Origin of the sequence: Marinobacter sp. SBS5, assembly GCF_048285575.1 — a bacterium.
In the GTDB taxonomy this organism is placed as follows: domain Bacteria; phylum Pseudomonadota; class Gammaproteobacteria; order Pseudomonadales; family Oleiphilaceae; genus Marinobacter.
In genome coordinates this window covers 714484-739859 of sequence record NZ_JBLWAZ010000001.1, presented here as the reverse complement: position 1 = coordinate 739859, position 25376 = coordinate 714484, and the positions used below count along the sequence as shown (strand labels likewise).

The 25376-nt window shown below is 52.7% G+C and carries 31 protein-coding genes; 6 read left to right on the top strand and 25 right to left on the bottom strand.

Annotation, left to right across the window (positions count from 1 at the left end):
• Positions 1 to 4: 4 nt before the first annotated feature.
• Positions 5 to 709 (bottom strand): monofunctional biosynthetic peptidoglycan transglycosylase, encoded by a 705-nt coding sequence (gene mtgA, locus ACNQ6O_RS03550; protein ID WP_418051859.1) that lies wholly within the window; start codon positions 707 to 709, stop codon positions 5 to 7.
• A gap of 106 nt (positions 710 to 815) precedes the next feature.
• Between mtgA and ACNQ6O_RS03545 the strand changes: the two genes are divergently transcribed.
• Entirely contained in the window at positions 816 to 2522 is a 1707-nt protein-coding gene (locus tag ACNQ6O_RS03545) for a hypothetical protein (RefSeq protein ID WP_418051858.1), read from the top strand.
• A gap of 65 nt (positions 2523 to 2587) precedes the next feature.
• Here ACNQ6O_RS03545 and ACNQ6O_RS03540 read toward each other — a convergent pair whose 3' ends face one another.
• The 8 genes from ACNQ6O_RS03540 to ACNQ6O_RS03505 all read right to left on the bottom strand — a co-directional run bounded on the left by ACNQ6O_RS03540 (position 2588) and on the right by ACNQ6O_RS03505 (position 9710).
• Positions 2588 to 3763: a helix-turn-helix transcriptional regulator gene (locus ACNQ6O_RS03540; protein WP_418051857.1), complete on the bottom strand. Its 1176-nt coding sequence runs from the start codon at positions 3761 to 3763 to the stop codon at positions 2588 to 2590.
• 155 nt (positions 3764 to 3918) lie between these two features.
• Positions 3919 to 5697: a DEAD/DEAH box helicase family protein gene (locus tag ACNQ6O_RS03535; protein ID WP_418051856.1), complete on the bottom strand. Its 1779-nt coding sequence runs from the start codon at positions 5695 to 5697 to the stop codon at positions 3919 to 3921.
• A 60-nt stretch (positions 5698 to 5757) separates the two neighbouring features.
• Positions 5758 to 6069, bottom strand: coding sequence for a hypothetical protein (locus ACNQ6O_RS03530; RefSeq protein WP_418051855.1), 312 nt, complete (start codon positions 6067 to 6069; stop codon positions 5758 to 5760).
• Between the two features lie 12 nt (positions 6070 to 6081).
• Positions 6082 to 6510: a hypothetical protein gene (locus ACNQ6O_RS03525; RefSeq protein ID WP_418051854.1), complete on the bottom strand. Its 429-nt coding sequence runs from the start codon at positions 6508 to 6510 to the stop codon at positions 6082 to 6084.
• Positions 6511 to 6681: 171 nt separating this feature from the next.
• Entirely contained in the window at positions 6682 to 7986 is a 1305-nt protein-coding gene (locus ACNQ6O_RS03520; protein WP_418051853.1) for a ferric reductase-like transmembrane domain-containing protein, read from the bottom strand.
• A 125-nt stretch (positions 7987 to 8111) separates the two neighbouring features.
• Positions 8112 to 8492, bottom strand: a complete 381-nt coding sequence (locus tag ACNQ6O_RS03515; protein ID WP_418051852.1) for a ribbon-helix-helix domain-containing protein — start codon at positions 8490 to 8492, stop codon at positions 8112 to 8114.
• Positions 8493 to 8542: 50 nt separating this feature from the next.
• Positions 8543 to 9112: a DJ-1/PfpI family protein gene (locus tag ACNQ6O_RS03510; RefSeq protein ID WP_418051851.1), complete on the bottom strand. Its 570-nt coding sequence runs from the start codon at positions 9110 to 9112 to the stop codon at positions 8543 to 8545.
• Positions 9113 to 9230: 118 nt separating this feature from the next.
• Positions 9231 to 9710 (bottom strand): FKBP-type peptidyl-prolyl cis-trans isomerase, encoded by a 480-nt coding sequence (locus ACNQ6O_RS03505; protein ID WP_418051850.1) that lies wholly within the window; start codon positions 9708 to 9710, stop codon positions 9231 to 9233.
• A 169-nt stretch (positions 9711 to 9879) separates the two neighbouring features.
• Between ACNQ6O_RS03505 and ACNQ6O_RS03500 the strand changes: the two genes are divergently transcribed.
• Positions 9880 to 10413, top strand: a complete 534-nt coding sequence (locus ACNQ6O_RS03500; RefSeq protein ID WP_418051849.1) for a hypothetical protein — start codon at positions 9880 to 9882, stop codon at positions 10411 to 10413.
• A gap of 112 nt (positions 10414 to 10525) precedes the next feature.
• Here the strand turns inward: ACNQ6O_RS03500 and ACNQ6O_RS03495 are convergent, their stop codons facing one another.
• Positions 10526 to 11806: a dicarboxylate/amino acid:cation symporter gene (locus tag ACNQ6O_RS03495; protein ID WP_418051848.1), complete on the bottom strand. Its 1281-nt coding sequence runs from the start codon at positions 11804 to 11806 to the stop codon at positions 10526 to 10528.
• A 406-nt stretch (positions 11807 to 12212) separates the two neighbouring features.
• Between ACNQ6O_RS03495 and ACNQ6O_RS03490 the strand changes: the two genes are divergently transcribed.
• Entirely contained in the window at positions 12213 to 12656 is a 444-nt protein-coding gene (locus tag ACNQ6O_RS03490; protein WP_418051847.1) for a YHS domain-containing (seleno)protein, read from the top strand.
• A 257-nt stretch (positions 12657 to 12913) separates the two neighbouring features.
• On the opposite strand, the gene ACNQ6O_RS03485 is transcribed toward ACNQ6O_RS03490, so the two are convergent.
• The 3 genes from ACNQ6O_RS03485 to ACNQ6O_RS03475 all read right to left on the bottom strand — a co-directional run bounded on the left by ACNQ6O_RS03485 (position 12914) and on the right by ACNQ6O_RS03475 (position 14310).
• Positions 12914 to 13240 carry a hypothetical protein gene (locus tag ACNQ6O_RS03485; protein WP_418051846.1) on the bottom strand — a complete coding sequence of 109 codons (327 nt, stop codon included), beginning with the start codon at positions 13238 to 13240 and terminating at the stop codon, positions 12914 to 12916.
• Between the two features lie 169 nt (positions 13241 to 13409).
• On the bottom strand, positions 13410 to 13850 hold the full coding sequence (gene trxC / locus ACNQ6O_RS03480) for a thioredoxin TrxC (RefSeq protein ID WP_418051845.1): 441 nt from the start codon (positions 13848 to 13850) through the stop codon (positions 13410 to 13412).
• Between the two features lie 214 nt (positions 13851 to 14064).
• A complete protein-coding gene (locus ACNQ6O_RS03475) occupies positions 14065 to 14310 on the bottom strand; it encodes a hypothetical protein (protein WP_418051844.1) in 246 nt (81 codons plus the stop codon).
• Positions 14311 to 14598: 288 nt separating this feature from the next.
• Here ACNQ6O_RS03475 and ACNQ6O_RS03470 point away from each other — a divergent pair, with 288 nt between their 5' ends.
• From ACNQ6O_RS03470 to ACNQ6O_RS03460, 3 genes are read left to right on the top strand one after another with little or no spacing between them, the layout of a single operon-like run.
• The gene (locus ACNQ6O_RS03470; RefSeq protein WP_114334725.1) at positions 14599 to 15945 is read left to right on the top strand and encodes a hypothetical protein; all 1347 of its coding nucleotides are present in this window, start codon (positions 14599 to 14601) and stop codon (positions 15943 to 15945) included.
• Positions 15946 to 15981: 36 nt separating this feature from the next.
• The gene (locus ACNQ6O_RS03465; protein WP_418051843.1) at positions 15982 to 16527 is read left to right on the top strand and encodes a nucleoside 2-deoxyribosyltransferase; all 546 of its coding nucleotides are present in this window, start codon (positions 15982 to 15984) and stop codon (positions 16525 to 16527) included.
• Positions 16520 to 17026, top strand: a complete 507-nt coding sequence (locus ACNQ6O_RS03460; RefSeq protein WP_418051842.1) for an MOSC domain-containing protein — start codon at positions 16520 to 16522, stop codon at positions 17024 to 17026. Before ACNQ6O_RS03465 ends, ACNQ6O_RS03460 begins: the two co-directional genes overlap by 8 nt.
• Positions 17027 to 17034: 8 nt before the next feature.
• On the opposite strand, the gene ACNQ6O_RS03455 is transcribed toward ACNQ6O_RS03460, so the two are convergent.
• The 12 genes from ACNQ6O_RS03455 to ureE all read right to left on the bottom strand — a co-directional run bounded on the left by ACNQ6O_RS03455 (position 17035) and on the right by ureE (position 25374).
• Positions 17035 to 17337 (bottom strand): hypothetical protein, encoded by a 303-nt coding sequence (locus ACNQ6O_RS03455; RefSeq protein ID WP_114334317.1) that lies wholly within the window; start codon positions 17335 to 17337, stop codon positions 17035 to 17037.
• 62 nt (positions 17338 to 17399) lie between these two features.
• Positions 17400 to 18329 (bottom strand): NERD domain-containing protein, encoded by a 930-nt coding sequence (locus ACNQ6O_RS03450; protein WP_418051841.1) that lies wholly within the window; start codon positions 18327 to 18329, stop codon positions 17400 to 17402.
• A gap of 67 nt (positions 18330 to 18396) precedes the next feature.
• A complete protein-coding gene (locus ACNQ6O_RS03445) occupies positions 18397 to 18942 on the bottom strand; it encodes a PIN domain-containing protein (protein ID WP_418051840.1) in 546 nt (181 codons plus the stop codon).
• Positions 18943 to 19000: 58 nt separating this feature from the next.
• Entirely contained in the window at positions 19001 to 19603 is a 603-nt protein-coding gene (locus ACNQ6O_RS03440) for a hypothetical protein (RefSeq protein ID WP_418051839.1), read from the bottom strand.
• A complete protein-coding gene (locus tag ACNQ6O_RS03435; RefSeq protein WP_418051838.1) occupies positions 19603 to 19989 on the bottom strand; it encodes a hypothetical protein in 387 nt (128 codons plus the stop codon). The genes ACNQ6O_RS03440 and ACNQ6O_RS03435 overlap by 1 nt, the downstream gene beginning before the upstream one ends.
• Positions 19990 to 20082: 93 nt before the next feature.
• Positions 20083 to 20922: a hypothetical protein gene (locus ACNQ6O_RS03430; RefSeq protein WP_418051837.1), complete on the bottom strand. Its 840-nt coding sequence runs from the start codon at positions 20920 to 20922 to the stop codon at positions 20083 to 20085.
• 100 nt (positions 20923 to 21022) lie between these two features.
• On the bottom strand, positions 21023 to 21487 hold the full coding sequence (locus ACNQ6O_RS03425) for a hypothetical protein (protein WP_418051836.1): 465 nt from the start codon (positions 21485 to 21487) through the stop codon (positions 21023 to 21025).
• A 69-nt stretch (positions 21488 to 21556) separates the two neighbouring features.
• On the bottom strand, positions 21557 to 22324 hold the full coding sequence (locus ACNQ6O_RS03420) for a hypothetical protein (RefSeq protein WP_418051835.1): 768 nt from the start codon (positions 22322 to 22324) through the stop codon (positions 21557 to 21559).
• A 541-nt stretch (positions 22325 to 22865) separates the two neighbouring features.
• Positions 22866 to 23441 (bottom strand): HupE/UreJ family protein, encoded by a 576-nt coding sequence (locus ACNQ6O_RS03415; RefSeq protein WP_418051834.1) that lies wholly within the window; start codon positions 23439 to 23441, stop codon positions 22866 to 22868.
• Between the two features lie 43 nt (positions 23442 to 23484).
• Positions 23485 to 24123, bottom strand: coding sequence for an urease accessory protein UreG (gene ureG, locus ACNQ6O_RS03410; RefSeq protein WP_199006169.1), 639 nt, complete (start codon positions 24121 to 24123; stop codon positions 23485 to 23487).
• 23 nt (positions 24124 to 24146) lie between these two features.
• A complete protein-coding gene (locus tag ACNQ6O_RS03405) occupies positions 24147 to 24860 on the bottom strand; it encodes an urease accessory protein UreF (RefSeq protein WP_418051833.1) in 714 nt (237 codons plus the stop codon).
• Complete coding sequence (gene ureE, locus ACNQ6O_RS03400; RefSeq protein WP_418051832.1) at positions 24832 to 25374, bottom strand: urease accessory protein UreE; 543 nt, start codon at positions 25372 to 25374, stop codon at positions 24832 to 24834. The genes ACNQ6O_RS03405 and ureE overlap by 29 nt, the downstream gene beginning before the upstream one ends.
• Positions 25375 to 25376: the final 2 nt, after the last annotated feature.

Here is a 25376-nt window from a genome sequence, read left to right as displayed (position 1 = left end):
GCCGCTATAGTGCATCCAGATAGCCCCACCGCGACAACTGTCCCATCTGCTCCTCTATCCAGGCCACACGTTCCTGCACGTAAGGCGAGGGAGAACGCACACTTAACCTCTTGGGATTGGGCAATACCGCTGCCAGGTGCGCAGCTTGGGTAGCGGACAACACGCCGGCCGGAATGCGGTAATAAGTGCGGCTGGCCGCCTGCACACCGTAGATGCCCGGGCCGAATTCGGCGATGTTCAGATAGACCTCAAGAATGCGCCGTTTTGACCAGATCGCATCAATCGCCAGAGCAAGCCCCGCTTCGACGGCCTTTCGAACAAAGCTGCGGCCGTTCCAGAGAAACAGATTCTTAGCCGTTTGCTGGGTGATCGTACTAGCACCACGCAAGCCCTCACCGGCCTGATATTCCGAAACCGCTTTGTGCACAGCCTGAAAATCGACCCCATGGTGTTCGGGGAATCGCTGATCCTCGCTGGCCATCACCGCCAAGGCCATCCATTCAGAAATTTCCGGCAGGGGCACCCATTCGTGCTTGAGCGCAGGCTTCTCATCACTCAGCTGGTAACCCAACATAAACGCAGACGTTGGCGGGTTTACAAACCGAAACAATAAAATCACTGCTAGAACCAATGCGACCGCACCTGCGGCGCACCAAAGAAAGAACCGCAGTATTCTTTGCACAAAGAAATTCTTGGTCTTTTTTTTCATTCGCTTTCCTAATTACCTCCCCCCAAATGGGGGCAGTTTATGAAAGTTTATCCATGTTAGATTGCCAGAGCCCCTTCAGCGGCAGTTTTCTTAAAAAGGAGTTTTTATGAAAGAATTCAAAAACTGGGCTCTGACAGCAGTCATTTCCTCCATCGCCTTAACGGGATGCAGCGGCAGCAGCTCATCCGGCGGCGGCTCATCATCAACACCCTCACCCGCCGGCGCAAACGAAACCGGCGTGTTCGTTGACAGTGCCGTGGCAGGTATTAACTATGCAACATCCCCCAGCCGACAAACAGGCCAAACCAACAACCTGGGCGAATACGAATATCAGTCCGGTGACACGGTCACCTTCAGCGTGGGTGGCATCAACCTGCCACCGGTAACGGCGACAGGCCGTATCACGCCCGCAGATATGGGAAGCGGCACGGCCAACTGGAATGAAGACCAAACGGTCGTCAATATTCTTCGCCTGCTGCAAACGCTGGACGACGACGGCGACCCGGCTAACGGCATAAACATCCTTCCCGCATTGCATACCGCCCTCAAAGATGTTGCCCTAGACCCGAGCGTTAGCGAATCCGACTTCGAAACCCAGGCCAACACAGCACTTCAGGGCACCAGTAAAACCCTGATCGACAAAATCGATGCGATAGCCCACTTCCAAGAGTCGCAGAATGGCGAACTCACCGGGAGCTGGAGGTTCGTTGAGCCAAACGGCAACGTAAACGTTCTGACCTTCTTCAACGGCAGCGAATATCTGATCGTGCATCGCGATGCCGACGACGGTGACCAGCAAGCGGGCACCGGCGAATACGGCACCTACGATTGGGACAACGCATCAGGTGACCTTAACCTGACCGTCCTCGGCGATTCCGACCGCAGCGGCGGCCTGGCAGACGTGAACGAAACCGCCACCTGGACCATGCAATTGGTGAATGGCGGCCTGAAACTCACCGCGGCCGGTGATAACGAACAAGTTGTCTTCGAGCCGATCCGAAACGAGCGCGATAGTCTGGTGGGCAGTTGGTACCTTGGCGAGGGAAAAATTGACGGCAAAAACGCTCACAACGTGTTGACCATTCTGGACGACAGCAATTACGTAATCGCACACAACTTGAATCAAGAGACTTACGGCAGCAGCAGTCCTGTAGGCGTTTCCTCGGAATGGGGTAACTACAGCTTTGACGGCGAGACCTTTGCGGTCAGCAACTTCATCGTCGATCTGGACGGCCCGGGGGGTTTGTACGACAACCCGGGCAATGATGGCGACGGCCCGGTAAACGGCCCCGCCATTTTGCATCCCACGGGCGAGCTTACGTTAACCGACAATGCCAACAGTCAGGACAGCTTCACACTGGTGCGTTTGGGCCGTTATGCGGTTGATTTCCGGGATTTCGAAGGCGACACCAAACCGGTTTACGTAGAAGCCGACCTTTACCCTGGTGACATGGCTAAAGACAGCTATTTCTTCGCTTTCAGCGATTTGGTAGAGCCCGGCGAAGAGGGTGCTTACGACCTGGAGTTCTCCACAGATTCGCGGATCACAGTAGATCTCTATACCGAAAATGACAGCCGTAAGGGCGAAATGTACTTTGGCGGTTCCGGTGAAAACAACGTAGCGGGCACTTGGGAGGTCAGCACATCAGGCGCTCTGGTGTTTACCGAAACGGACGGCACATCTGGCGACTATGGCCACTGGCGTTTCCTGAATGTGAAGGGCGGGGACCCCCAGTTCCTGGTACATCTTGATGGTGTCGATCCGCTCGAGCTTCAGTTCGTCACGGAAGTTGATGACGAGCCCATCAAATAACCCCCATTGCTGAAACTACCCACATCCCGAGGCGTGCAGAAAGCAACCTCGGATGTGGGCTCCCGCTAGCCTATCGCTCTTACCAACGCACCAACCAGCTCCGCCTGGCGGCGATATCCATTCTTCGCCAGAAGATTCTTCACATATCCTCTGACGGTATGCACAGATAACCCTTCAGCTTCAGCAGCCTCATTAATACTCAACCCGTGCATCAGATGCCCTGCCGTAATCGCCTCGGCATGCGTGCAGCTAAAAAGCCGTTTGAGTTTGCCGATATCGGGTGTTCGTGTTGCAGCGAAAGGAACAAGTTCTACCAGAGCACCGTATTGGCCGTGCGCCTCCGCCGAATCAAGTTCCGCTTCTATGGATAAAGGGGTAACACAAATGGCCAATCGCTCATCACCTGACTGATCAAACAGCGCGATCATGTCTTGTACACCGTCCCGGGCATTAAAAATGCTCGTCAGAATGGCATCATTCAGTTGTCGGTTAAATCCTTGGTGCCGGCTTTGCAGGCGCAAATCGCTTTCCTCGGTAACGAACAAGCGAGGATGGGAACTCAACACCTCGTCCGCCGCGGCGTTGCAGCTCACCACGCGGGCCATCTCATCCAGCACGATCATGGGCTTGCCAACCTTATCCAACGCCATCGCCAAGGTTTCGTGCTGGGTTCTTGACTGATAAATCTTGTGGAACAACCCGACGGCATTTTCAATGTGCGGCGCCAGCATGTTCATCTGCGCCAGCTCTGTCGGGGTATATGGACCTTCATCCCGATGACGGTTTGCCAAAAACACCACCTTGGCGCTAGGCCCCTCGCTGACCAGCATACCGGCACTGTCGCCAAGCCCCACGGCTTTTACCCAGTCACGGGTTTCCCCGGTAACCACGTCCATAATATCAACCTCGGGATTACAGCCGGCTAACGAATCAAACTGCCGAGGTGGCAACGCGCTGAAATGCAATAGCGCGTCGTCTTTTTCTGCCAAGCCACTGTTTAAAAACCATTGCTCGAACCCTTCCGGGTATCCGAAGGTCCAGCCGTATGCCATCTGCATAGGTTCGTGGGTCAACCCCAGAATCCCTCCCTGAAGACACCAGAACTGTTTTCGGAATTCATCAAAAAAAGCCTGGAAGCCTTGGTTGGTGTGCAAACAGCGGTACAAAATCGTCACGAGCCGGTTATAACCCTCAAACTCTCCCGCGGCTATATTCCGATAATCCTTCATCACCTTTGTCACAACAGTAGCCCTATATCTATTATTGGCTAGACATTCGAAGTTCCTCCAAAACATGTCACACTCGGTGAGTTCAACTCGCTCGGATCACTCTGAGTCTTTTTTGTTTATATTAGAACGAGTTTTCAGATCAGCCACTTCAAATTCGCTGGTCGTCCCTAGACCTCATTCGCTTTCCGATACTGCCCCCGATAATCAAAAATGCGCTCCTGCACCTGCCAGTAATGCTTGTGCTTGCGGGCAACCACAAAATCCGGCGCTGGCATTAAGGCCTGCAGCTCAACCACTTCCTCGGCCTTCTTGAACTCTTTGGGCGCCTGGCCATTCGCATAACGCCGACCGAACAGCTTATTAAATACATTGCGCTGGCCCGGCTTACTGAAATCAAACGACTCATTGAGCTCTTCCCCATCTTCACCATGGTAAGTGATCTTGAGCTTATCGCCCTTGGCCGATGGGGTCACACCGGCGCAGCGGATCACCATCGCATCTTTGAGCTTCAAGGCATCTCGAAGCTGATCGTCCGGGTCAATGATTGCGCCTTTGCACTGATGGCAGTTGCGGGCGGCAATGTCGTTCTCGGCACCACAGTGCGGGCACTCTTTGAAACGGAAACGATAATCGCATTGCTCGGGCCGGTCGCCCAGCGCTGACAACTCACCTTCGTCCGCAGGCTCCAGCAGCCCCTGGCAGCGGCGACCGTAGTGTTCAATAACGCGACCGTCGCTGTCGGTTTTTCCCCAGAAGATATTGGCAAACCCACAACCCGGGCAAAACACCTGCACCGGCTCACTGTCGGGGTCCGGCTTTTTCTCCCCCACTTCCGGGTGATGCAGGTTCACGCTATTACCCGCGTAATCAATCACCAGACAATCCTGCTTACCGTCATCCAAGCGAAGGCCACGGCCGACGATTTGCTGGTACAAGCTGACCGACTGGGTCGGCCGGAGAATGGCGATGAAATCCACATGAGGCGCATCGAAGCCCGTGGTAAGCACCGACACATTCACCAGATACTTCAACTGCCGCTGCTTGAAGCGCTGGATCAACGAATCCCTTTCAGCCAGATCAGTCGCGCCGGTAATCAGTGCAGTTTCGTGCTCTGGCAAATACCCGGTGATCTCCTTCGCGTGAGCCACCGTGGCCGCAAAAATCATCACCGCCTTGCGCTCAGCCGCCAGCTCCATTACCTGCTCGATAATGGCTCGGGTAACGCGCTGATGTTTGCTCAGTAACTCGTTCACATCCTTCTCGGCGTATTCACCAAAACGGTCCTGAGCCAACGCTGAGAAATCGTATTGCGCCACCGCAGCGTTCACCAACTCGGGCTTGGTGAGATAACCGCGATTGATCATGTAGCTGAGCGGCAGTTCGTAGATGCAATGCACAAAGGGCTTATCCTGCTCTTCACCCGAACCGCGAACAAAGCCCCGGTAGTGATAGCGGTAAATCCAGCCCATAGCCAAGCGATAAGGTGTGGCGGTGAGCCCAAGCACTTTGAGGGAATCATTCTGCTGCTTCAGCAACTCAATGATGCGTTGATATTGGCTGGTTTCCTCGCCGCTCACCCGATGGCACTCATCGATGATCACCAACGAATATTCATCTTTGAACTGATCCAGATTCGCAGAAACCGACTGCACACTGGCAAAGGTCACCTGATGCCGGTTGTCCTTCCGCTTCAGCCCAGCGGAGAAGATCCCGCCCGTTAACCCGTAGCTCTGGTATTTTGCGTGGTTCTGCTCAACCAGCTCTTTCACATGAGTCAGCACCAGAATCTTGCGCTTGGCCAAACGAGCCAATTCCGCGATCACCAGGCTTTTGCCCGCACCGGTCGGCAGCACAATCACCGCAGACTCATCCGATTTTCGGAAGTGCTTCAAGGTGGCCTCGACGGCTTCTTGCTGGTAGGGGCGCAGTTTGAAGGGAGTGCTCATTGGGAAGGGCTTAATCGTTGAATAGGCAGAGGGTCCTCTGCAAAGGTTAAAAGTGAGATATTACAGATTGGCATCCTGCTCAATAAACACCTTGATGTACACCAAATACCCCGAAAACAAAAACAACGGTGCCGTGTACCAAAGGTACGCTAACTTCCCCCCGCCGATGCGATACAGCACAATCACAACGATCGCACTGACAATGCAGCTTGCGGGCACGGAATACAGGGCCGAGTCTAACACCGAGGAATCAAACGGTGTGGGCCGGTGAGTGGTACCAACGGCACTGAACCCGAACACCACCAACATAAACATCATGTACGCCAGCAAAAACTGGCCAATCGTACCTGCTACTACCCATCCTAGCGTCATTCGTCATTCCTTTTAGTATTCGATCAACCGGCAACTGCCCAACGCCTGCGCTTGCAGATACTCACAAAACGCCTTCACATCCGGGTTTGTGAACTCACTGGCAATAAACTCGCCCGGAATCAGCCCCTCGTCCCATCGGTCTGCAACCAAAGTATGAGGGCGAGCTTCACCTTGACCCGGATAAATCTGCACAACCGATTGGGTCTGGTGAATATAAAGGTCTCGAAGTTCTTTGGCGCAATAAAGCGCACTGGGGTCATGTCTGGTATCGCACTGATAGCCCTCCTCGGAGAAGAACTCACTGGCGACGGCGAACAGCGTGTCTTCCTTCAAAGACGAGGACGGCGCTGGGTGAATGGTTCTGGCCGAATCGCTCGCAACATTGGTACAACCAGCAATGAACGACAGGGATAAAACCACCAGAACGTTAATTTTATGCACAACAGCGTCTAACCTCTTAGTAATGTCCGCCGGGGACACTAAAGCTTTCCCGATTTTCCCCAAGTCATCAATTAACGAAGCACAAAAACGAGAAGGATAAAGCACAATGTAATATTCAGCGCCCAGATGATCAAAGACACCCGCCCTCGCGGGCTCAATCGCTTCATTGGATTAATCATAATTGAAGCGCTCCGACAGAATACGGTGAGAGGGCGTGCCCCTATTGATCAGGTGATCTTCGACGACATCCATCATGCCCCCCGGGCCGCACATCACGAAAAGCCATTCGCTGAACTCCCGCTCTGAAAACACTCGATCCATCAGCGCTGCATCGATCAGGCCTGATTCGCCCTGCCAGGTTTCGGGCGGCTCTGACAGCACGTAGATTACGTCGTCCGCATCCAGCTCGTCACGATAGGCAATCTGCTCGATCACCCGATTCCCATAAACCAACCTCACCTTACGCGAATCGCCGCTCAGGCGCAGTTGCCTGAGTATGCCCAGCAGCGGAGCAAGGCCAACGCCACCCGCGATAAGAGCGACTCCGGGTTCTGCACGACCATCAACGGTGAGATTGCCATAAGGGCCATCGAGATAGGCGACGGCTCCGGCTTTTATCTGCCCGATTGTTCGTGTGAAATCGCCAAGCTCTCTGATCATCAAGGATATCTCCGGCCCACTCGCCGGTGCCGAGCAAATGGAGAACGGATTTTCTTTCATCGAGAATGGGCTATGACCGACATTCAGCCAAACGAATTGCCCTGTCTTATAATCAAGGCCTCGATGACCGTCCGGCTTTACGGTTAATTCCCATTGCTGTGGCGTCAATTGGGCTACGGAAGTCACCCGCCAGGGCCGCGCTTTCTGCAGAAGCGGAACCAGCAGATAAACAATGAGTAGCGACCCCACAGCCACTCCCGTCATCGCCAGCCATACCCAAGTCATCACCGGCTGCGCTCCGTAACGCCCTGCATATACGGTGTGGTGCAACAGTAGAGCCGCGATCAACAGAGCGCCAATCCCGTGTAAAAGGCGCCACGTCTCGTATTTGTAGTCCAGCTGGGTGCGCCCGATGGCCAGTAGCGCAAGCGTTGGAAGAAGCAGATAGGCGGCAATGCCGGACGACAGAGCAGAAAAATCGGTCGTGATCGTCAATTCGCGCGACGGGTCCCACGGTCGCTGCCCACCCGATGGGGTTCCTTGGTAAAGAAACGGATGCAACAACGCAAAGACCAATGCGGTGCGGGCCATCATCTGGTGGAACCGCATGGTTACGTCCATCCCGACGCCTTTTGAAATGGCCTTAAAACGACCCGACAGGATGAATTCCATGAGAACCATGGAGAACGCCAGGATGCCAAGGCCAGACGCCAGCTCCTGGTGGAACTGGCGAGGCGGCCCTCCGACCCAGGCAGACAAGATCAATGGGAATGTGACGGCAACAAGGTAAGCAATGATCAAAAAGAGCGCTTTCATTGGCCTTGCCTCGTTCACGTCTTCCAGACTTCTAATCTAGTCTTCCAGACAGCCCTTGGCAACGAGGCCGCAGCCAGCTCGCCCCTCTTTACCCCCTCGATGATGCTCCGTTTTTCATCTCGGGATCAGTGCTTCGCTTTCGTCACCACGTCGAACAGAATCGGCTTAGTGGATTCGCCAGCAAGAATGCGGTCTGCATCAAGCGAGGCAATCGGTACCCGGGTATCCCTGGGAACGTCGCCGCTCATTTGCAGCTCGAGATAGCGGAGGGCACAAACCCGAAGGAAGGACGTGAAATTGCCTAGGTCGTGGCCCGCATCGATGGATTCATGGTAAAGCTGGGTAATCATCTGCGGCAGGTTCATGCCATCCCGTTCCGCCAGCTCTGTCAGTACCTGCCAAAAGGCCTGTTCCATCCGAACGCTGGTGACCATGCCGTCAATGCGCAGGGAGCGGGTACGACTAACCCAAAGCTCCGGGTCTGCGTTGATAAACAGCTTGCACATGATGGCCTCCCTGAAAACACTTCAGGACCGGCGGGCCGGCCCTTAATACGTTATTGGTCCAGTAATTTGAAGAACTGCGCAAGCCAAGCCGGGTGAGCGGGCCATGCGGGCGCTGTTACCAGATTACCATCGGTTACTGCCTGATCAACCGCAATATCGGCGAAAGTGCCACCGGCGAGCTCCACCTCTGGCTGGCAGGCCGGATAGGCAGAGCATTTGCGACCTTCAAGAACTCCCGCTGCGGCCAACAGCTGGGCACCGTGGCAGACCGCCGCCACCGGCTTGTTGGTTTCGAAGAAATGACGAACCAGGTTTTGCACATCCTTGTTGAGGCGCAAGTACTCCGGTGCGCGGCCGCCGGGCACTACCAGCGCATCATAATCTGCTGGATTCAGCCCCTCAAAATCCGCATTCAGAGCAAATCGATGGCCCGGCTTTTCGGTGTAGGTTTGATCGCCCTCGAAATCATGAATGGCCGTGGCAACGGTATCGCCCGCTTTTTTGTCCGGGCAAACGGCATGAACCGTGTGACCAACGGCCTGCAGCGCCTGGAACGGCACCATGGTTTCGTAATCTTCGGTGAAATCACCGGTAATCATCAGAATCGTCTTCCCGCTCATCGCTGTCTCCTTGTGCTTGTTTTGCCTGTTCAGGAAACAGTAGCAGCAGCGATGGTGCAGCGGGTATTAATGGACTACTACAGAATTGAAGCCACGAACCGTGACCCGCTGCATCTGATCAGTGATGACCACCAGGCCCATGGGCGTGACCGTGTGCGATCTCTTCCGCATCGGCATCGCGTACTTCGATGATTTCAATATCAAAGGTGAGGGTTTTACCAGCCATCGGGTGGTTGGTATCCACATCGGCAAACTTGAGGCCAACCTTGGCAACCATTACATGGCGTGGGCCTTGCTCGGTTTTCACCTGGGCGATCATGCCCGGTTTCCAGCGCTTGGCGCCCATCAAATGCTTCACCGGCACCCGCTGAATGGCATCGGGTTTGCGCTGCCCGTAGGCTTTATCAGGCGTGACGGTCACACTAAAGACTTCGCCAGCCTCGCGCCCTTCCAGAGCTTCTTCCAGCCCCTTAATAACGCCGCCGTGGCCATGCAGATAGGCACTCGGCCGGCCGTCACGGGAGGTTTCAACAACCTTGTCTTGCTCATCACGCACACTGTAGTGGAACAAAACCACTTTATTCTTTTCGATTTGCATAAGATTCTCTGCGACGGTTAGAAGTACGCCATTATAGCCAGCTATGACGCTGACTGCAGACTGGGAAAATCAATACATATTTATTTTCCCAGTCTGTTGCCGCTATTCGCCTTATGCAATTATGATATAACAGTAGACCAACCGGACAATATCGTAAGGAAACACAACTATGAAAAGGATTGCACTGTTCACACTTGTTTCGGCATTAATGGCCGGCTGCGGAGGCGGAGGGAGCGGAAGCGACCTAGACAAAGTCGACGGAAACACCCCTACTAGCGATAAAATCCCCCCTCCTAGCGATGAAATCACCAAACTCGAAGGCACTTGGAAGAAGCAGTGTGGACCGGTTCAGGGCGAAGTACACCACGACATCGTGACGGTAACCTTCACCCGCGGCACGTTCAGCACCAGTATCGAGAACTACACCGATAGCGGTTGCACTATCCCGTTACCGGAGGCTCCAAACCCTACCTCATCAGGCTACTTCACCTTGGGAGCAGATGTTGTGTTAGGTTCTGGAATCACCGCGACCGAGCTGGATACGCATGTTACTCAATACAATGGCGCCGACTGGGAGATCGACGAATACACCATCGTTTACATCAATAATAATATTCTCTTCACCGCCGAAGGCGATGGCGATTCGCCGGCGCAGCGGCCAACCAGCCTCGACTATAACCGTCCATTCTATAGAATAAACTAGGTTACTTGCTCAAAACCGCGAAGGGACGACCTTGCCTCTGCCGATCAGCTTGTTGCTATTGATCGCAGAGCGAATCTTCCCTTCCGGCAGTTAGCCAAGGCGCGTTTCGAGGCTATCCCTGACCATGGTTGTAGGACAGCTGATTCTCCGGTTCAACCGGGCTTGCCGCCACAGACTCATGCTTCTCCTCAGAACGGCCAATGACGGCACTGCACACCAGATCCCCGGTGACATTCATCGCGGTAGCCCCCATACCCACAAGGGCATCAATGGACACCAGCAGGGCCACGGTTTCAATGGGCAGCCCCACCTGGGCGAACACCGTGGCAATCATGACGATACCCGCACCCGGCACACCGGCGGTGCCGATGGAGGCCAGAGTGCCGATTAGCACAATTTCCAGCATGGTGACGAAGTCCAGAGGCACTCCCACCACATTTGCGGCAAAGACCGCGGAAATGGCAATGCGGATACCCGCCCCGTCCATATTGATGGTGGCGCCCAGCGGCAAACTGAAACCATAGATACGCTGGGGAATCCCCATACGACGGGCTGCGTTCAGAGTCAGGGGCAGAGTCCCGGAACTGCTCTGGGTAGCAAAGGCCGTGGCGACCGGAGCCCGAGCCTCACGGACAAAGCCAGCCAGGCCAACGCCATTAAGACGCATCAAAACCCCGTAGACCACCAGCTGCACCGCCAGCGCGATGTACAACACCAACACCATATCCCCCAGAGCCAGTATCGTCGCCATACCCTGCTCACCAGCGGTACTGGCCACAATCGCAAACACACCAATCGGCACATACTGGAGAACCCCGGCCATCACCTTCATCGTGACATCGTTCAGGCCAGAAACCACGTCATACACTTTGCCGGCGGCTTCCCGGTGAGCGTCTGACTCCCGCAGTTTCAGCAGCGCAACACCAAACACAATCGCGGTAAAAATAACCCCCAGCAAGTTCGGCTTGGCAAAGGCCTCCACAATATTGGCGGGAACAATATTCAGCAGTACCTGAACAAAGCCCGGGTTCTCCGGCACTTTAACCGTGGCCGAAGACGTCAACTCCAGACCGCTACCCGGTTCGAATACGGAAGCCACAGCCAGCCCCACCGCAATGGCCAGAGCCGAAGTCAGCACGTAGAAACCCAGCAGTTTCCGGCCCACACGGCCCATGCTGGAAAGATTGGCCTGATTGATGCCCACCATCAGCGTAAACAGCACAATCGGCACGATCAGAAACTTCAACAGCTTGAGCAACAGCTCCCCTAGCGGGTTCAACCATTCGGCCACCACCGGTCCGCCGACAAGACCCACAACCAAACCCAAAACCAGCGCAATACCAATGCGCAGCACCAACGAAGTATTCAGATAAACATCAAGTACAGCTTTCATAGGGGCTCCCGTTACGCCCAGGCCCGTTAATGAGCAAGCGATTAAATACGTAAGGCGGGGGATTCTGGTCAGCAGCAGGCTATGGGTAAACCGGTATTCCCACGTACGTTACTCACAGATGCTGTGGATAACATTGTTGGGAACCTAGGGTTAAACCGCCATAAGCCTTGTGGCACAACGCTTCGGGAGATTTGATGCAAAAATGGCCTATATGCGAAGGCTATATGGATATAGAGAATCCGTCTCAGCAGGAGCAGGAAGGCCCAGAGCCTCCTTGGTGATACAAGGCATATCTCCTTGCAGAGCCTGGGGCGGGAACATGCTAAGTCCCTGCCGGTCAAACAGGATAATCAGGGACATAAACGTGCCGCTGGGGCGAAGCCTACCATCCTTCGAGGAAACCGACATGAACAAACGACTGGCACTCATCACCTTCGTACTATTTTTGGCGACTGGCGCATTTGCGGCGGAACCTGCCGTTTACACGGGCTTGCTGAGCAACACGGGCGCGGGCGGCTACGACACGGTGAGCTACTTCGAGACGGGAAAAGCCACTAAAGGCTCGGGCGACTACACCACGGAGTTTCAGGGCGCGACCTGGCGCTTCGCGAACGCAGAAAACCTAGCGCGTTTCGAGGCCAACCCGGAACGTTTTGCACCCGTCTATGGCGGCTATTGTGCCTGGGCGGTTGCCCAGGGCTACCTTGCAAAAGGTGATCCACAACACTGGACCATCCGGGGCGACCGCCTGTACCTAAACTACAGTCAGTCCATACAGGATCGATGGCTGAAGAACCCCGATGGGTTCATTCAGCAGGCCAACGCCAATTGGCCAAGCGTTCTGGAATAGTTACCTCGGAGCGTCCAGCTAATCGAACGCTTCGATGTACCAACCTAACAAGTAGAACAGATTCTGGTTAGTACTGGCTTATGAATTAACCGGTATTACCACGAACTTTACTCACAAAAGCTGTGGATAACTGTGTTGGGAACCTCGGGTTAACCCTGCAAAAGCCCCGTGCCATGGGGGCTCGGGGAAATTGATGCTAAAACCGTCAACTTAGTTTAGGACTGGACACACAGATCAAATAGCAGGCTTGTCGCGTTTCAGCAGTTGCCCTTCTTTGCTTGGCCCGGTGGGCAAAAATGGCCACGAGACTTCTTGTAGGACCGGCGATCGTCGTAGTCATAACGACGGTGATCATAATCGCGATCGTGTTCTCTGTGATCTTTGGTGGTAATGGCTGCTCCCGTTGCCGCACCAACGGCTCCGCCGAGAATAGCGCCATCTCTGCCGCCTACCTCGTTGCCGATGGCAGCCCCAATTGCTCCCCCAATACCGCCACCCAGCGCGGCATCGGCGGTGTCATCGGCAACGGCACCCAATGAGGCCGCACTCAAAGACAAAAAAACGAGCAGTGATTTCATGTTCATGATGTAAATCCCCTGGTTCAGCTGGTCTGAACTGCCCGAGATGAAAGGCAGGAGAGCAGTTCTCCAGCGCCCCATCAGGCACTTGTCAGTTTTGAACCATTCGAGATTATCAGAAACACACGAGAGCGCGCCCTTACCTTTTATTTATATTTCAACAGGTTAAAAACAATTAACGAACACCTTGCGATTGCAGCCACTGATTGATCTGCGCCTGATTCATGGCACCGCTTTGGCGGGCGACTTCCCGGCCGTTCTGAAACAGAATCAGGGTGGGTATGCTGCGAATCGCAAACTGACCGGCCGGGCCAGGCGCTTGTTCGGTGTTCAGCTTGGCAAAGCGCACTTTCCCATTCCAGTCTCTCGCAGCTTGCTCGAACTGGGGAGCCATCGCTTTACACGGGCCACACCAACTGGCCCAGAAGTCCACCAGCACGGGCACATCGCTGCGTTTTGTGTGGGCAGCAAAGCTCTGGTCCGTCAACTCCAGAACCTGATCTGGCCACAGCGGTTGTTTGCAGGCACCACAATTGCCGCCGGCTGACAGCTTGTCGGCAGGTACACGGTTCACTTTGTCGCAATGGGGACATACCAGGTGTCGAACGTTAGTCATGATGCATCTGCCTCTGATTGGTTAGTTGTAGGAATAATCAGGGCATAAGAAGAGAAATCAAGCAACGCGATAAGCTGCGGGACTGTCGTGCGGAGGCAACAGGGACGGCCGCCTGCTCCTGAGCTACAACCAGACTCTTTAAAACCTATGGCTGGCAGACCCCGAAAGACTCATTCAGCAGGCGGACGCGAACTGGCCAAGCGTACTGGAATAGTTACATCGCAGCGTCCAGCTCATCGATTGCTTTATTAAGCACCTTTACAGACTCGGTGTGCTTACCCTGTTTGTGCAGCAATTCACCCCGATCCCGAAGTTGCTTGATCCGGGTTTCCGTTGCACTGTCCAATTGAACCATCTTCATTTGTTCATCAATCTTATGCACCAGCGTAGGACAATGGCTGGCGAAAACACTACTTGCAAAAAACACCGTGAATAACAGAACCGTAAGATAACGCATCATAGCTCCCCCTTATTCACACGCCCTTGATGAGTATAGACGACCAAGCCTAACCGGGCGGCTGAACTCAAAACTGCCACGAACTTTACTCACAAAAGCTGTGGATAACTGTGTTGGGAACCTAGGGTTAACCCTTCATAAGCCCCGTACCACGCGGCCTCGGGAAACTTGATGCAAATATGGACGATGACAGGTCACACCGTTAAATTCTGACTCCGTACTGAGGCAAAAAGAATAATCACTGCTACGCTTGAATAGGAACCTAAATCTAATAAAAGCATGGAGCTAGCCGTGACCAACCGTCCTGAATTCCTCACTGGCGGGGAACCCGCTCGACTTATCCCAATAGCTGCAGACAGCGCCCGAGAACAGAAATCCGTCTCCGTTTTACTTGCGGGCTTGCGCTCAGTACTCGAATTACGCCAGGCACTGCTCAAATCGTTGAATGTCCGAGTGGGCACAACCGCCACCCTAGAAGCCTGGACCGAAGTGGTTTTCCAGAACGAAGACAAGAAGGCAGCCAAACAGAAAGACCGGCCGGACGGACTCCTGATTCTCCGCACTGGGCGGCGCGAGTGGCGAGCATTGATTGAAGCCAAAGTGAACAACGATACCATCGGTGAGGAACAGGTATCCCGTTACCTCCAGCAGGCGAAAACCCACGGCTTAGACGCTGTGATCACCATCACCAACCAATTTGCAGCCCTACCGACTCACCACCCTGTAAAGCTTCCGAAAAACGCCACCAAGTCTGTGGAGCTATTTCATTGGTCTTGGGCCTTTATTCGTACCCAGTGCCAGCTTCTGCTCAAAAACGACAGCGTTGAAGACGTAGACCAGGTGTTCATCCTCAGCGAGATACTCCGTTATCTCGAAAGCGACCGTTCCGGCATCAGCCACTTTGACCAGATGAATGCGGAATGGAAAGACGTCGTCAACAAAGTTAAGAGCAATGCTCCACTAGCCAAAGCCAGTGATGAAGTTCAGAACACGATTGCAGCCTGGCATCAGGAACAACGGGATCTTTGCCTTATAATGTCCCGTTTAACCGGTAGCGATGTGTCACTGAAGCTGAAAAACGAACACCGTCTGGACCCCGCCAAACGAGTAAAAGACGATGCCGAGGCTTTCTGCAAAACACCAATTCTCACCTGTGCACTCAGCATCATCAACGCGGCGGCAGATCTGGAAGTGACCGCTGACCTTCAACGAAGAATGATCTACTGTTCAATGCGCCTTGCGGCACCCAAGGACAAGCAAAGCACCAAAGCCCGAGTGAACTGGCTTCTGCGCCAACTGAAGAAAACCGAGCCCGCCGGATTCTTCATTCGAGCAACTCGACCAGGCAAAGCAGAAACCACTTATCAAGCACTGAAAGATTTACGAGATTCACCTGAGCTACTGGAATCGGACACATCAAAAACTGCGGCAACGACACTTGAGGTCGTTTACGAACTGGACCTAGCTGGAAAGTTCAGTGGCAGGAAAGTTTTTGTTGAGGAATTAGAAAAAGCAGTTCCGCACTTTTATCAGGAAGCAGGCCAGTTGCTAAAAGCTTGGACACCGCCGCCTCCAAAGATCACAAAAACGGAATCTATAGCAAACTCACAGGATGAGGACTTGGTACTGGACGAGTAGACTTGTCCTTTTACTGAAGTGAGAGCCTGTGTTCACATGACAACACCAAAACGCATCTACCTCGCCGGCCCCGAAGTGTTCTTCCCCGCCGAAGAACACAAGGCCATCGTGGCCGAGAAAAAGCGCATGCTTCAGGAAGCCGGATATGAAGGCGTAGACCCGCTGGACACCGCTCTGACGTTTTCAGAACACGAAGCCAAACCCGAACGCGGCCACCGAATCTACCAAGCCAACCGCGAACTGATGGACAGCTGCGATGCCATCATTGCTAACCTCACGCCTTTTCGGGGCATCAGCGCAGACCCAGGCACCGTGTTTGAAGTCGGCTACATGATTGGCCAGGGCAAACCCGCTTTCGGATTCACCCTAGACAGCCGGAACTATCTCGACCGCGCCGGAGCGACCGACCAAGATGAACATGGCCACGCCATTGAGGACTTCGAGATGAGCGATAACCTAATGATCGAAGGCGGCATCAAGGAGTCTGGCGGCCAGCTATTGGTGGCAGAACAGCCTGGGGAACACCGGTTTTTCTCGGCGGAGCTGTTCCGCAACTGCGTGCGAGCACTGCCTCATGCCTGAACCAACCCCACTCCAAACCCTGCTAGACACTCTTCCCCAACGCGGACGCGTCGAATGGATTGGCATCCGCCCCGCTCGCGGAGAGCCCATGCAGGCAATCGAGCGCGTGGCGATCACCCCAGGCACGGGCTTGGAAGGCGACCGATTCACAGGGCGCGAAACCAGCAAACGCCAAGTTACCCTGATTCAGCACGAACACCTTCACACCATTGGCTCCTTCCTTCAGCGAGAAGCCATAGAACCCGAGGTGTTCCGGCGCAACATCGTCGTCTCTGGCCTGAACCTGCTGGCGCTGAAAGGCAAAACGTTCCGGATTGGCAGCGTGGTGCTGGAATACACCGGCCAATGCCACCCCTGCAGCAAGATGGAGACAACGCTTGGGCCCGGTGGCTATAACGCCATGCGCGGGCACGGCGGCATTACCGCGCGTGTGGTTGACGGGGGCGAGGTGGCACTTGGCGACGAGGTGCAGGCATTGCTCACATCCTCACAGGCGTGAACAACGGCCTAGCGAACGAGAGGGTAAGCCGCCCTCACCTGCCCCATCACGATGCGAGCATCTTCCGGCTTTAGGCCATTTTTGCGTAACTGCGGCATCACCATTGCGCCAACATTTTGGCAGCGCGAAGGATCAATGCCGTGCTTCATGAAGATATCGGCGATGGCTTGCGGCGAAGCATCGGAATCGGCTTTGAGTAAGTTGCCGATTTCGATGGCGCAGGCTTGCTCGGTGGGATCGGTGTTTTGTTTGCTGCGCCAGATTAGGAAGGCGGTGATGGCTGCGAAAATGGCGAGGATTAGGAATTTCATAGAACACTCATGGTTGGGCTGTTTGCATATTTGGGGAAAGCAAACCGCCTCCCCCAGTTTTCTCAACTAGAAGCCCCATCGCCCCATTTAACCGCAAACGGGATGCTCTTTTGGCAAGACTGACAATCCAGATACATATCAGATCTGGATTTTCGGGTCTTGGTAGAAGCTGAGCCACACGCGGGGCAGCCATGCTTGAGGGCCGTATTTGTTGAGCACTTGGCGCACACAACATAATAGCCGAAGCGTCCATATTGCGCCGTGAGAGCATCGGTCTCACCGCATTTTTTACAGCTCACTGTTACGAAATCCTGGCCAAGCGCTTTTGGCACTTCCGCGTGCTCAGCGACTGGTTTGGTGTCCGTTACTGGTACTGGTTCACCAGACCGCTGGTAGTTCTTCAGGAACGAGTAGATCCTATCCATCTCGTCTGCTGTAAAGCGCGGCTCACTTTTGGCGAAGCTTTTCAGGCCGCTGTTCGCAGCTTGGGTGAGGTCTTTGATCTTATCGACAAGAAACTCGGTTTTAACGATATGTTGTGAGATATCAGCCGGGATATCGTCACGATCTAACCGCGCAGAACTGGAAATCGCGATCACCGTTTTGTATTGGCGTAAACCAAAGCCTTTTTGCACGCCCAGAAGTTTCCCGAGCAACTCAGAGCTATTTTCCCGAAGGAGAGCCTTGAGATTATCAATCTGCACTGCGGCCTGCTGCACCGGGGAGGGAATGCCAAACCATTCCTCTTTGTAGGATCGTTCCCATTCACCCAGAGAATTCACGCGCACCGAGCCCTGTATACTTTTACTTTCAACGACTATAAATCCGGCTTTGTAAACAACCAGATGATCGATCTGAGAGTTAAAACCATTCACCTCAATCACAAGATCATTGAGGATTCTGTAGTTATCGTTACTGCCGAAGTACCGGTCAAGGAAATAGGAAACCTGTGACTCCTGTTTCTCCCCGGCCATTCTTTTGAAATCGGGCATTACTGCGTCTCCTGTACCAATATCCTTTAAGTGCCCACGCCAAAATAAAATTGGCCCGGCTTTGCCTTCAGGCCAAATACTCCACGCCGGTATCAGACACCTTCAGAAACTTAGCCTGCACCAGTTGATTAAGAGCTTTCTGAATAGCTACCTCGTTTCCCTGGAGCCGAAGGTGGGAAGCGATGTGGTTGCGAAGGCTTGTAACCTTTTGAGGTCGCTTCTCTTTAGGCCTGGCAGATAAGTTTTTGATCAGCTTCTGAGTTTCACCAGACGCACCGGCAATTTTCACCTGCTTGCAGACCCGCCCGCTGGACTTGATGTGGGCAATCAATGGCGAAAATCCGGAGTCATTGCTTATCACCTCAAACGCCACCGCTCGGTCGGCCTGAGCATCGAACTTTCCGAGGTAATAGGCAAGGTGGAAATCGAGGTTATTCGCCTGTGTGGCCTTTAGCTGAATGACCACCATATTGATCGGTTTATCGTACTTCGTGTCCATGAAGTCCAGCTTGGGCTGCTTGGCACCGAGAAATACAATGACCCGCTCATACTCTGTGAGGTTGACCTTGCCGAGATTTCCTACATTCTCGTAGTCGATGAAAGCCCATTTCATTACTTGCCGTCCTTTGTCAGTTCTAAATCAGGTCTTTATGGATGTCCAAACGCCCAATTCAGCGACTTGTCCGCAGTAAACTTTTGTTAAGCTGAAGCTTAGGAAGCTCGGAGTTCAAAATATTTTCTATCGACTGGTTAAGATTAGTTCCCTGAGGAGAAGAAACAAATTTTACTTTTCCTCCTAACTCACTGTGTTTAATTTCATTAAAGATATTATCAGGAACCTCTGACTCCACAACCATGATAAGCTCTGAGATCTCACTATTTTCATTAAAATAATCACGTATCCATTCTGCCTTGAAGCTGTTTATACTCGACTTCGCTTCAAATCCAATTTTTTTATCTTCAGAGGACACTAAAAAGTCAAACGTACTTTCTTCAGAAAGGTTTAGATCTATTTCTTTGTGACTACGAATATATTTATTCAGAGCATTTTTTACTTTTTTCTCAAACTCTAGCTCTCGATCCAGTAGCTTAAAGACTTCCTCGTCCGGCGTGTTGAATTTAACAAAAAATTTCGTTTTCTTGCCACGTTTATCAGAAATAGAAATTTCTTTATTTACAAAATTCAATAGCTTTTCTGAAACCAGATTTTTTGTTATAAATGCAGCTGCAGATATCAATGAACCAGCGGCAAGCAAAGTCAGAAAATCTTCCATCACACTTTCTCCTTAACCGCCGTTAGAATTAAGCTGACAATGTAAATGCCACTCCCAATTGCCAAATGGCTAGGCAAACCAAGCGTCGTATGGTCTGGCAGCTTAACAGAGACATAACATGACCAAGACCAAAAAAACAGAAAAGCCAAGACAAACAGCCATAGTAGTGGGATAAGAGTAGCATCTGCTTTTGTCGTAACCACATAACCTTCGTGACCAGAAATTTTCTTCTGTTTAGGTTTAACAAGGGGCATTAAAAATGTCAGTCCCGCTGCGGCAAGAGTTGGCCCTGTAAATCCGAACGAATCAACCCCTATCATAGTCCTCAACCCCCACTCAAAGCCGAGAAGAGTTAAGGGAAATCCATATATCAGAACGGCATACATAAAATAATATTCCTATTCTGCTTAACGCCCACATAAAAGCGCACCGTTAGGTGCGTCTAGCGGAACGAAGTGTAGCGATTTTTGATGTGTTTGTTAGATGTATACTTCCATTATATGCAACCTCTTGATCTTGGTTTCCCCCAGCGGATCAATTGATATCTCTTTTAACACAAGTGCCTTTATTTCAGGCTTTGCCATTGATGATATATATTCAATACGATCCTGATCACCAACTACAGAAAACGAATAATCACCTTCAGAAATCTCTGTACCGCCGGTTACAGTAAGCTTGCCAGCGTTGCTACGTTTATTAAAATAAAATATATCACAAGGCACTTCTACTGGAATTTTATCGATATGTGTCGGCGTATCAAATATATTTTTAAATTCACTGCTCAGTTCTATTTCAGGGTCTTCTGGGTTTCCCATTGAATAATTATTAATATGACCCTCTTTGAGCTTATGATTTAATGCGCGCCAATGGTTTACTGAGAGCTCCCCAATTTTTACAACTGGTGCGTTATAAACTCTTACGTTATCACCATGAAAAACATTTATGGTGGCATTATCTTTTGCCTCATACATTGGCTTTTCTCCTTTTGCAGCAAGCCCATAAATAAATTTTAAGAAATCCCAACCCTGCTGCGTAAGATCCCAAACGTCTTTTGGTGTATAAGCTGCAATTGCAGGCAATGTATATTGAGCGACCTCATAAATTATTTGAAGGTCAGACTCTAAAGACCCGTGCTTAATGTTGAATGTTTTCAAGTAAAACGAATCTCTGTCTTTCTTGGTAATTTTATGGCCACCATTGAGTACTAGATACGTCTTATCGAATATAGCCTGTACTTCTTGGAGTGAAGAAAGTGCCACCGGCAAGGGTATACCTTCGTTGAAGGCTGGCCCTTCCATTTTAAACCTAAAATCACCCATAACTTTCCTTGTGGTAGAAAACCCCTATCGCTTGCAGCATGCGCACCCCCGGAACGGAGCCGAAGGGGCAATGCAGTGTGTTTCGCCATGCCTGCACTTGTTAATCCTCGGCTTCCGGCTCTTCATCCTCCACTCTAGCGAATTTGTTGAGGTCGGCCTCCCTCAACCACTCGTCTATTTCATCGTCGTCTACGCTCTTGTTTTTCCTAAGGGCACTTATCACTGTGCCGACCTCAAAACTATACTCAATCTGATCGTTTTCACCACAAGCAACAATGATTTTGCGAATTTGGTCGCGTGTATAATCACCTGCGTACCTTATGACCGTAGATGCAAAACTATTTGCTTGGTCAAAAGATCTAGACTCGGCGTAGAGTTCTATTATCCGTTCACTGATTTGGTGTGGAACAATAAAGAATAGAGGTTTATCGAGTTCCGCCCGCGTCGCTCGGCGAATCCTTCTTTCTGCTGGCGCCACTAAGTCCTTGATAGAAAGAATCGTTTCCAGATCATCAAACTGTTCCTTCGGTAAGTTCTCGACGTATGACTCAATTTTCTGTTTCACGTCTTGGTCAAAGTACGTCCAACTATCTTTTACGTTGCTAATAAGTGGAATTACCCGATCTAAGTTCTTCTATTCTAATGCTCTGATAATCGTCGAGAGTTTTTCCTTCAAGGTTTCACTGAATGTGTCTCTATGCAAACTTTCTACCGCATTAAGCGCTGTAGCAATCTTATAGATTTCCTTGTAATCATCTTGCTCTTCGTTAATTAGCTTCTTCAAAAGAATTATTGTGAAATTCCTTACCAAGCTATTTCTAGCTTTTTTAAGAGGGCTATTTTCAAACGCGATGATTGCTTTCTTTAAATCTGTGGGAAAGTATTCTGATTCAACTTCAGCCGTCAATGAATCAAGCGCATACTTCCCTTGAGCAGGAGGAAATTGAAGTAAATGCTCAACGGCTGATCGTATGTGCATCCTTGCCAGCTCGGCAGACGGATTAAATACTTCCCCATCAGAAGTCATCGAGGGATGAGCACATCGGTTTCGATCTTCTTGCAGTCGCTCCAAATCAATAAATTCTACTGGAGAAATTAACTCAAGCTTATCTCGACAAACGGATAGGATGTCTCGCTCAAATTTAAGAGATGTTGAAATGTCGCCTATTCTGCGAGCTTTATCGAAATGATCTATCTGTTTTTCTGCCTCTTTGTCACCGGCTAGCGAAAGCTCTTTCAGCTTGTCAATAATATCGAACGATACAGCAATCCACGTTGATACGATGGCAGATCGAAAAGCACCAACCTTGTAGCATGCCACTGCTTCTTTTATGTAATTTTTTGCTTTTAAGTCTCGACATTTAAGAACCAACTCGTCGAGATCGGACAGTGGTGATGCCACTATGACCTCCTAAGTGATTAACATTGAATAGATAGACCGCTTCGTTATTGCACAAAAGTGACTTCCACTATCCGCGCCTACCCTAAATTTTGTTATATCGTTTATTCATTATAATCAGCATCTTGCAAGCACCTCTACGCCACCCTGATGTAGTCGCGTGACCTCTTCCTTATTGCAGTAATGATGTACAGACGATGATCTTGGCGCAGAGCCTTCTACAAAGCCTCCAAAATTCAAAGGCACGCGAAAACCACCTACGATCAAAAGCTCCGAACAAGGATCCCGGAAAAACCAACGGTAAAAGAGACGAGAGAGGTTTAAAAAAGACTGAAACAGCAGGTAGAAATCCATCTGTCGTCCCTAACAGCGGCAAGTTCCATTGTATGTAAACATACACTACCTAATTTTCAGGAAACTTCCTATATAGTCAATCTGAAATTCAGCAAATTCGCGACAGTTGCACGAATTTGCTGTTGAGGTTTCGGGAGGGATTTGTGGTGCAGTCAATTATGACGGGCCTTTCTATGAGTTAGCAGTCGGCTCAAGCCGCCGCCAAATACGCCCCCGCAACCGCCAGCACACCACCAACTCCCCGGCTAAAGCGGCTGTCCGCTTTCAGCATCAGGCCACCCAGCCCGCGTCCAACCAGGGTGATCGCAAGAGTGGCGATGGAGAAGCCAGTCAGGTACGCAGCCAGTGTTGCGCCTTCTGGCATTTCCGCGCCGTGGGCAAAGCCGTGGAACAACATGAAGGCGCCAACTAGGGTGCCACCCACAGCGGTGGGCAGTTTCGCCAGCGTGGCAATGAGGATACCGGCTACCAGTACCGAGAAGGTGATGCCAGTTTCAACGCCGGGCACACTCAGGCCGCCCCATGCCAGGGCTGCGCCACCTACCATGCCGCCGATTACGAAGGCCGGGGTGGCGTTTTTCATGAGTTTGTTCTGGCGCACGCTCCAAAAGCCAATGGCGACCATGGCCAGCAGGTGGTCAAGGCCCAGCATGGGGTGCAGTAAGCCGCTTGTGAAACCACCTTCGGTGTGGCCGGGGTGGGCCATGGCGGATGCGGAGGCGGTCAGCAGCGCGGCGATGGTGAGTAGTTTTGAAGTCAGTTTCATGGTGTTGCTCCTGGTGGTTCTAATATCTATTTGATGCGGTTGCTCAGGCTTCTTTGGCCAGTTTTTCGGGGCGTCGTTCGGGCAGCATGCCGCGTTCGAGAATGAAGCTGATGATGGTTTCCAGCCCTACTCCGTCGTACAGGTTGGTGAACACGAAGGGCCGTTCGCCGCGCATTTTTTTGCTGTCCCGTTCCATGATGTCTAGGGAGGCGTGTACCTGTTCGGCGATGTCGATCTTGTTGATGATCAACAGGTCGGATTTGGTGATGCCGGGGCCGCCTTTTCGGGGGATTTTGTCGCCGGCGGATACATCGATCACGTACAGGGTGAGGTCGCTCAGTTCCGGGCTGAAGGTGGCGGAGAGGTTGTCGCCGCCGGATTCCACCAGCACCAGTTCCAGATCCGGGTGGCGATTTTGCAAGTCATCAATGGCCGCCAGGTTCATGGAGGCGTCTTCGCGGATGGCGGTGTGCGGGCAGCCGCCGGTTTCCACGCCGAGGATGCGGTCTGCGTCCAGCGCTTCGTGGCGTAGCAGGAAGTCGGCGTCTTCCCGGGTGTAGATGTCGTTGGTGACTACGGCGATGTTGTAGTGGTTGCGCAGGGCTTTGCACAACTGGCGCAGCAAGGCGGTTTTACCAGAACCTACCGGGCCGCCGACTCCAACTCTCAAACAATGTGTCATGGCTATGTCTCCTCAATGTGTCTTCAGCTTCTGAAAAGCCGTGAATACTGTGTTTCGTGTAAGGCACTTCCGAGCGCCAATCCCGGCAGGATGGGCCCGAGTTCGTGATCGTTTCGTGCCAGCGCAGCGTCTACGGCTACTGCCAATTTCGGCCGCAGTTCTTCGATGATTCGCTGGGCGGCCGTGTGGCCGAGGGGCAGCGCTTTGCAGGCCACGGCGAGCTGGTTTTCCAGCCAGGCCCAGGCGAAGCCGAGCAGGGTTTGGCGCACGGGCACATGCCGTTTGTGGGCAACCCAGGCGAACATGGTGATGTAGCCGGGGTCTTCCGGTATCAGGTGTGGCTCGGGCAGCAGCTCCAGGTTGCGCAGCAGGGTCACTAGGGCAGCGCCAAGGCGGGTGTCTTCGTCGCTCAGCTCGGCGGTTTCCCGGGTGGCGTGCAGCCAGTCGTTCCACTGCGCCAGCACTTCGGCATTGCTTTTGGCCCAGGCGTTTTGCAGGCGCACCAGCAGCGGTAATTCGCAGCGGCTTAGGCCGTCTTCCAGTACGCCCTCAATCCACTGGGCCAGTTCAGCTTCGTTGTTCACCCAGCCCAATTCAAAGGCGCTTTCCAAACCTTGGGACCACGCAAAGGCTCCGATCGGCAATGCCGGGCTGACCAGTTGCATCAGGCCCAGCAATGCCAGATCACTCACCTGCGGGGTTGCGGCCTCAGTGGGCATGTTCGTTGCGGTGGCCATGGCTGTGCCCGTGGTCGTGATCGTGTGAATGGCTGTGACCGTGCCCATGTGAATACCCGGCTTGGGTGTAGGCACCGGGTTCCGGGTCGAACGGGGCGGTGTGGTGGGTCAGGGTTGCGCCCAAACGTTCCGCCAGTTCTTCCAGTACGTGGTCCGGGGTGATGCGCACGTAGGCGCCCTGCTCGTCCATGCCGATGGCCAGCGTTACGTGGCGGTTGCCCAGGTGGTAGCACAGGCGCGCCAGTGGCTGGCCGTTTTCGATGCGAGCGGTGACCACCTGTTCTTCTGCGGCGCGGATGCGGATGATCTCGCCGGTTTTGGCTTGCAGCAGATCGCCGTCGCGCAGCACCGGGCCGCGATCCAGAAACAGGCCTACGTCTACCTTGGTTTCGGTGGTGGCCCGTAAACGGCCGCGAATGCGCAGCTCGTAGGGCAAGGTCAGGTTATCCAGAATCTCGCGGGGGTCGATTCCGGCGTGGTGCGCATCGCCAAGACGTTTTGTCAGTTCCAACATAA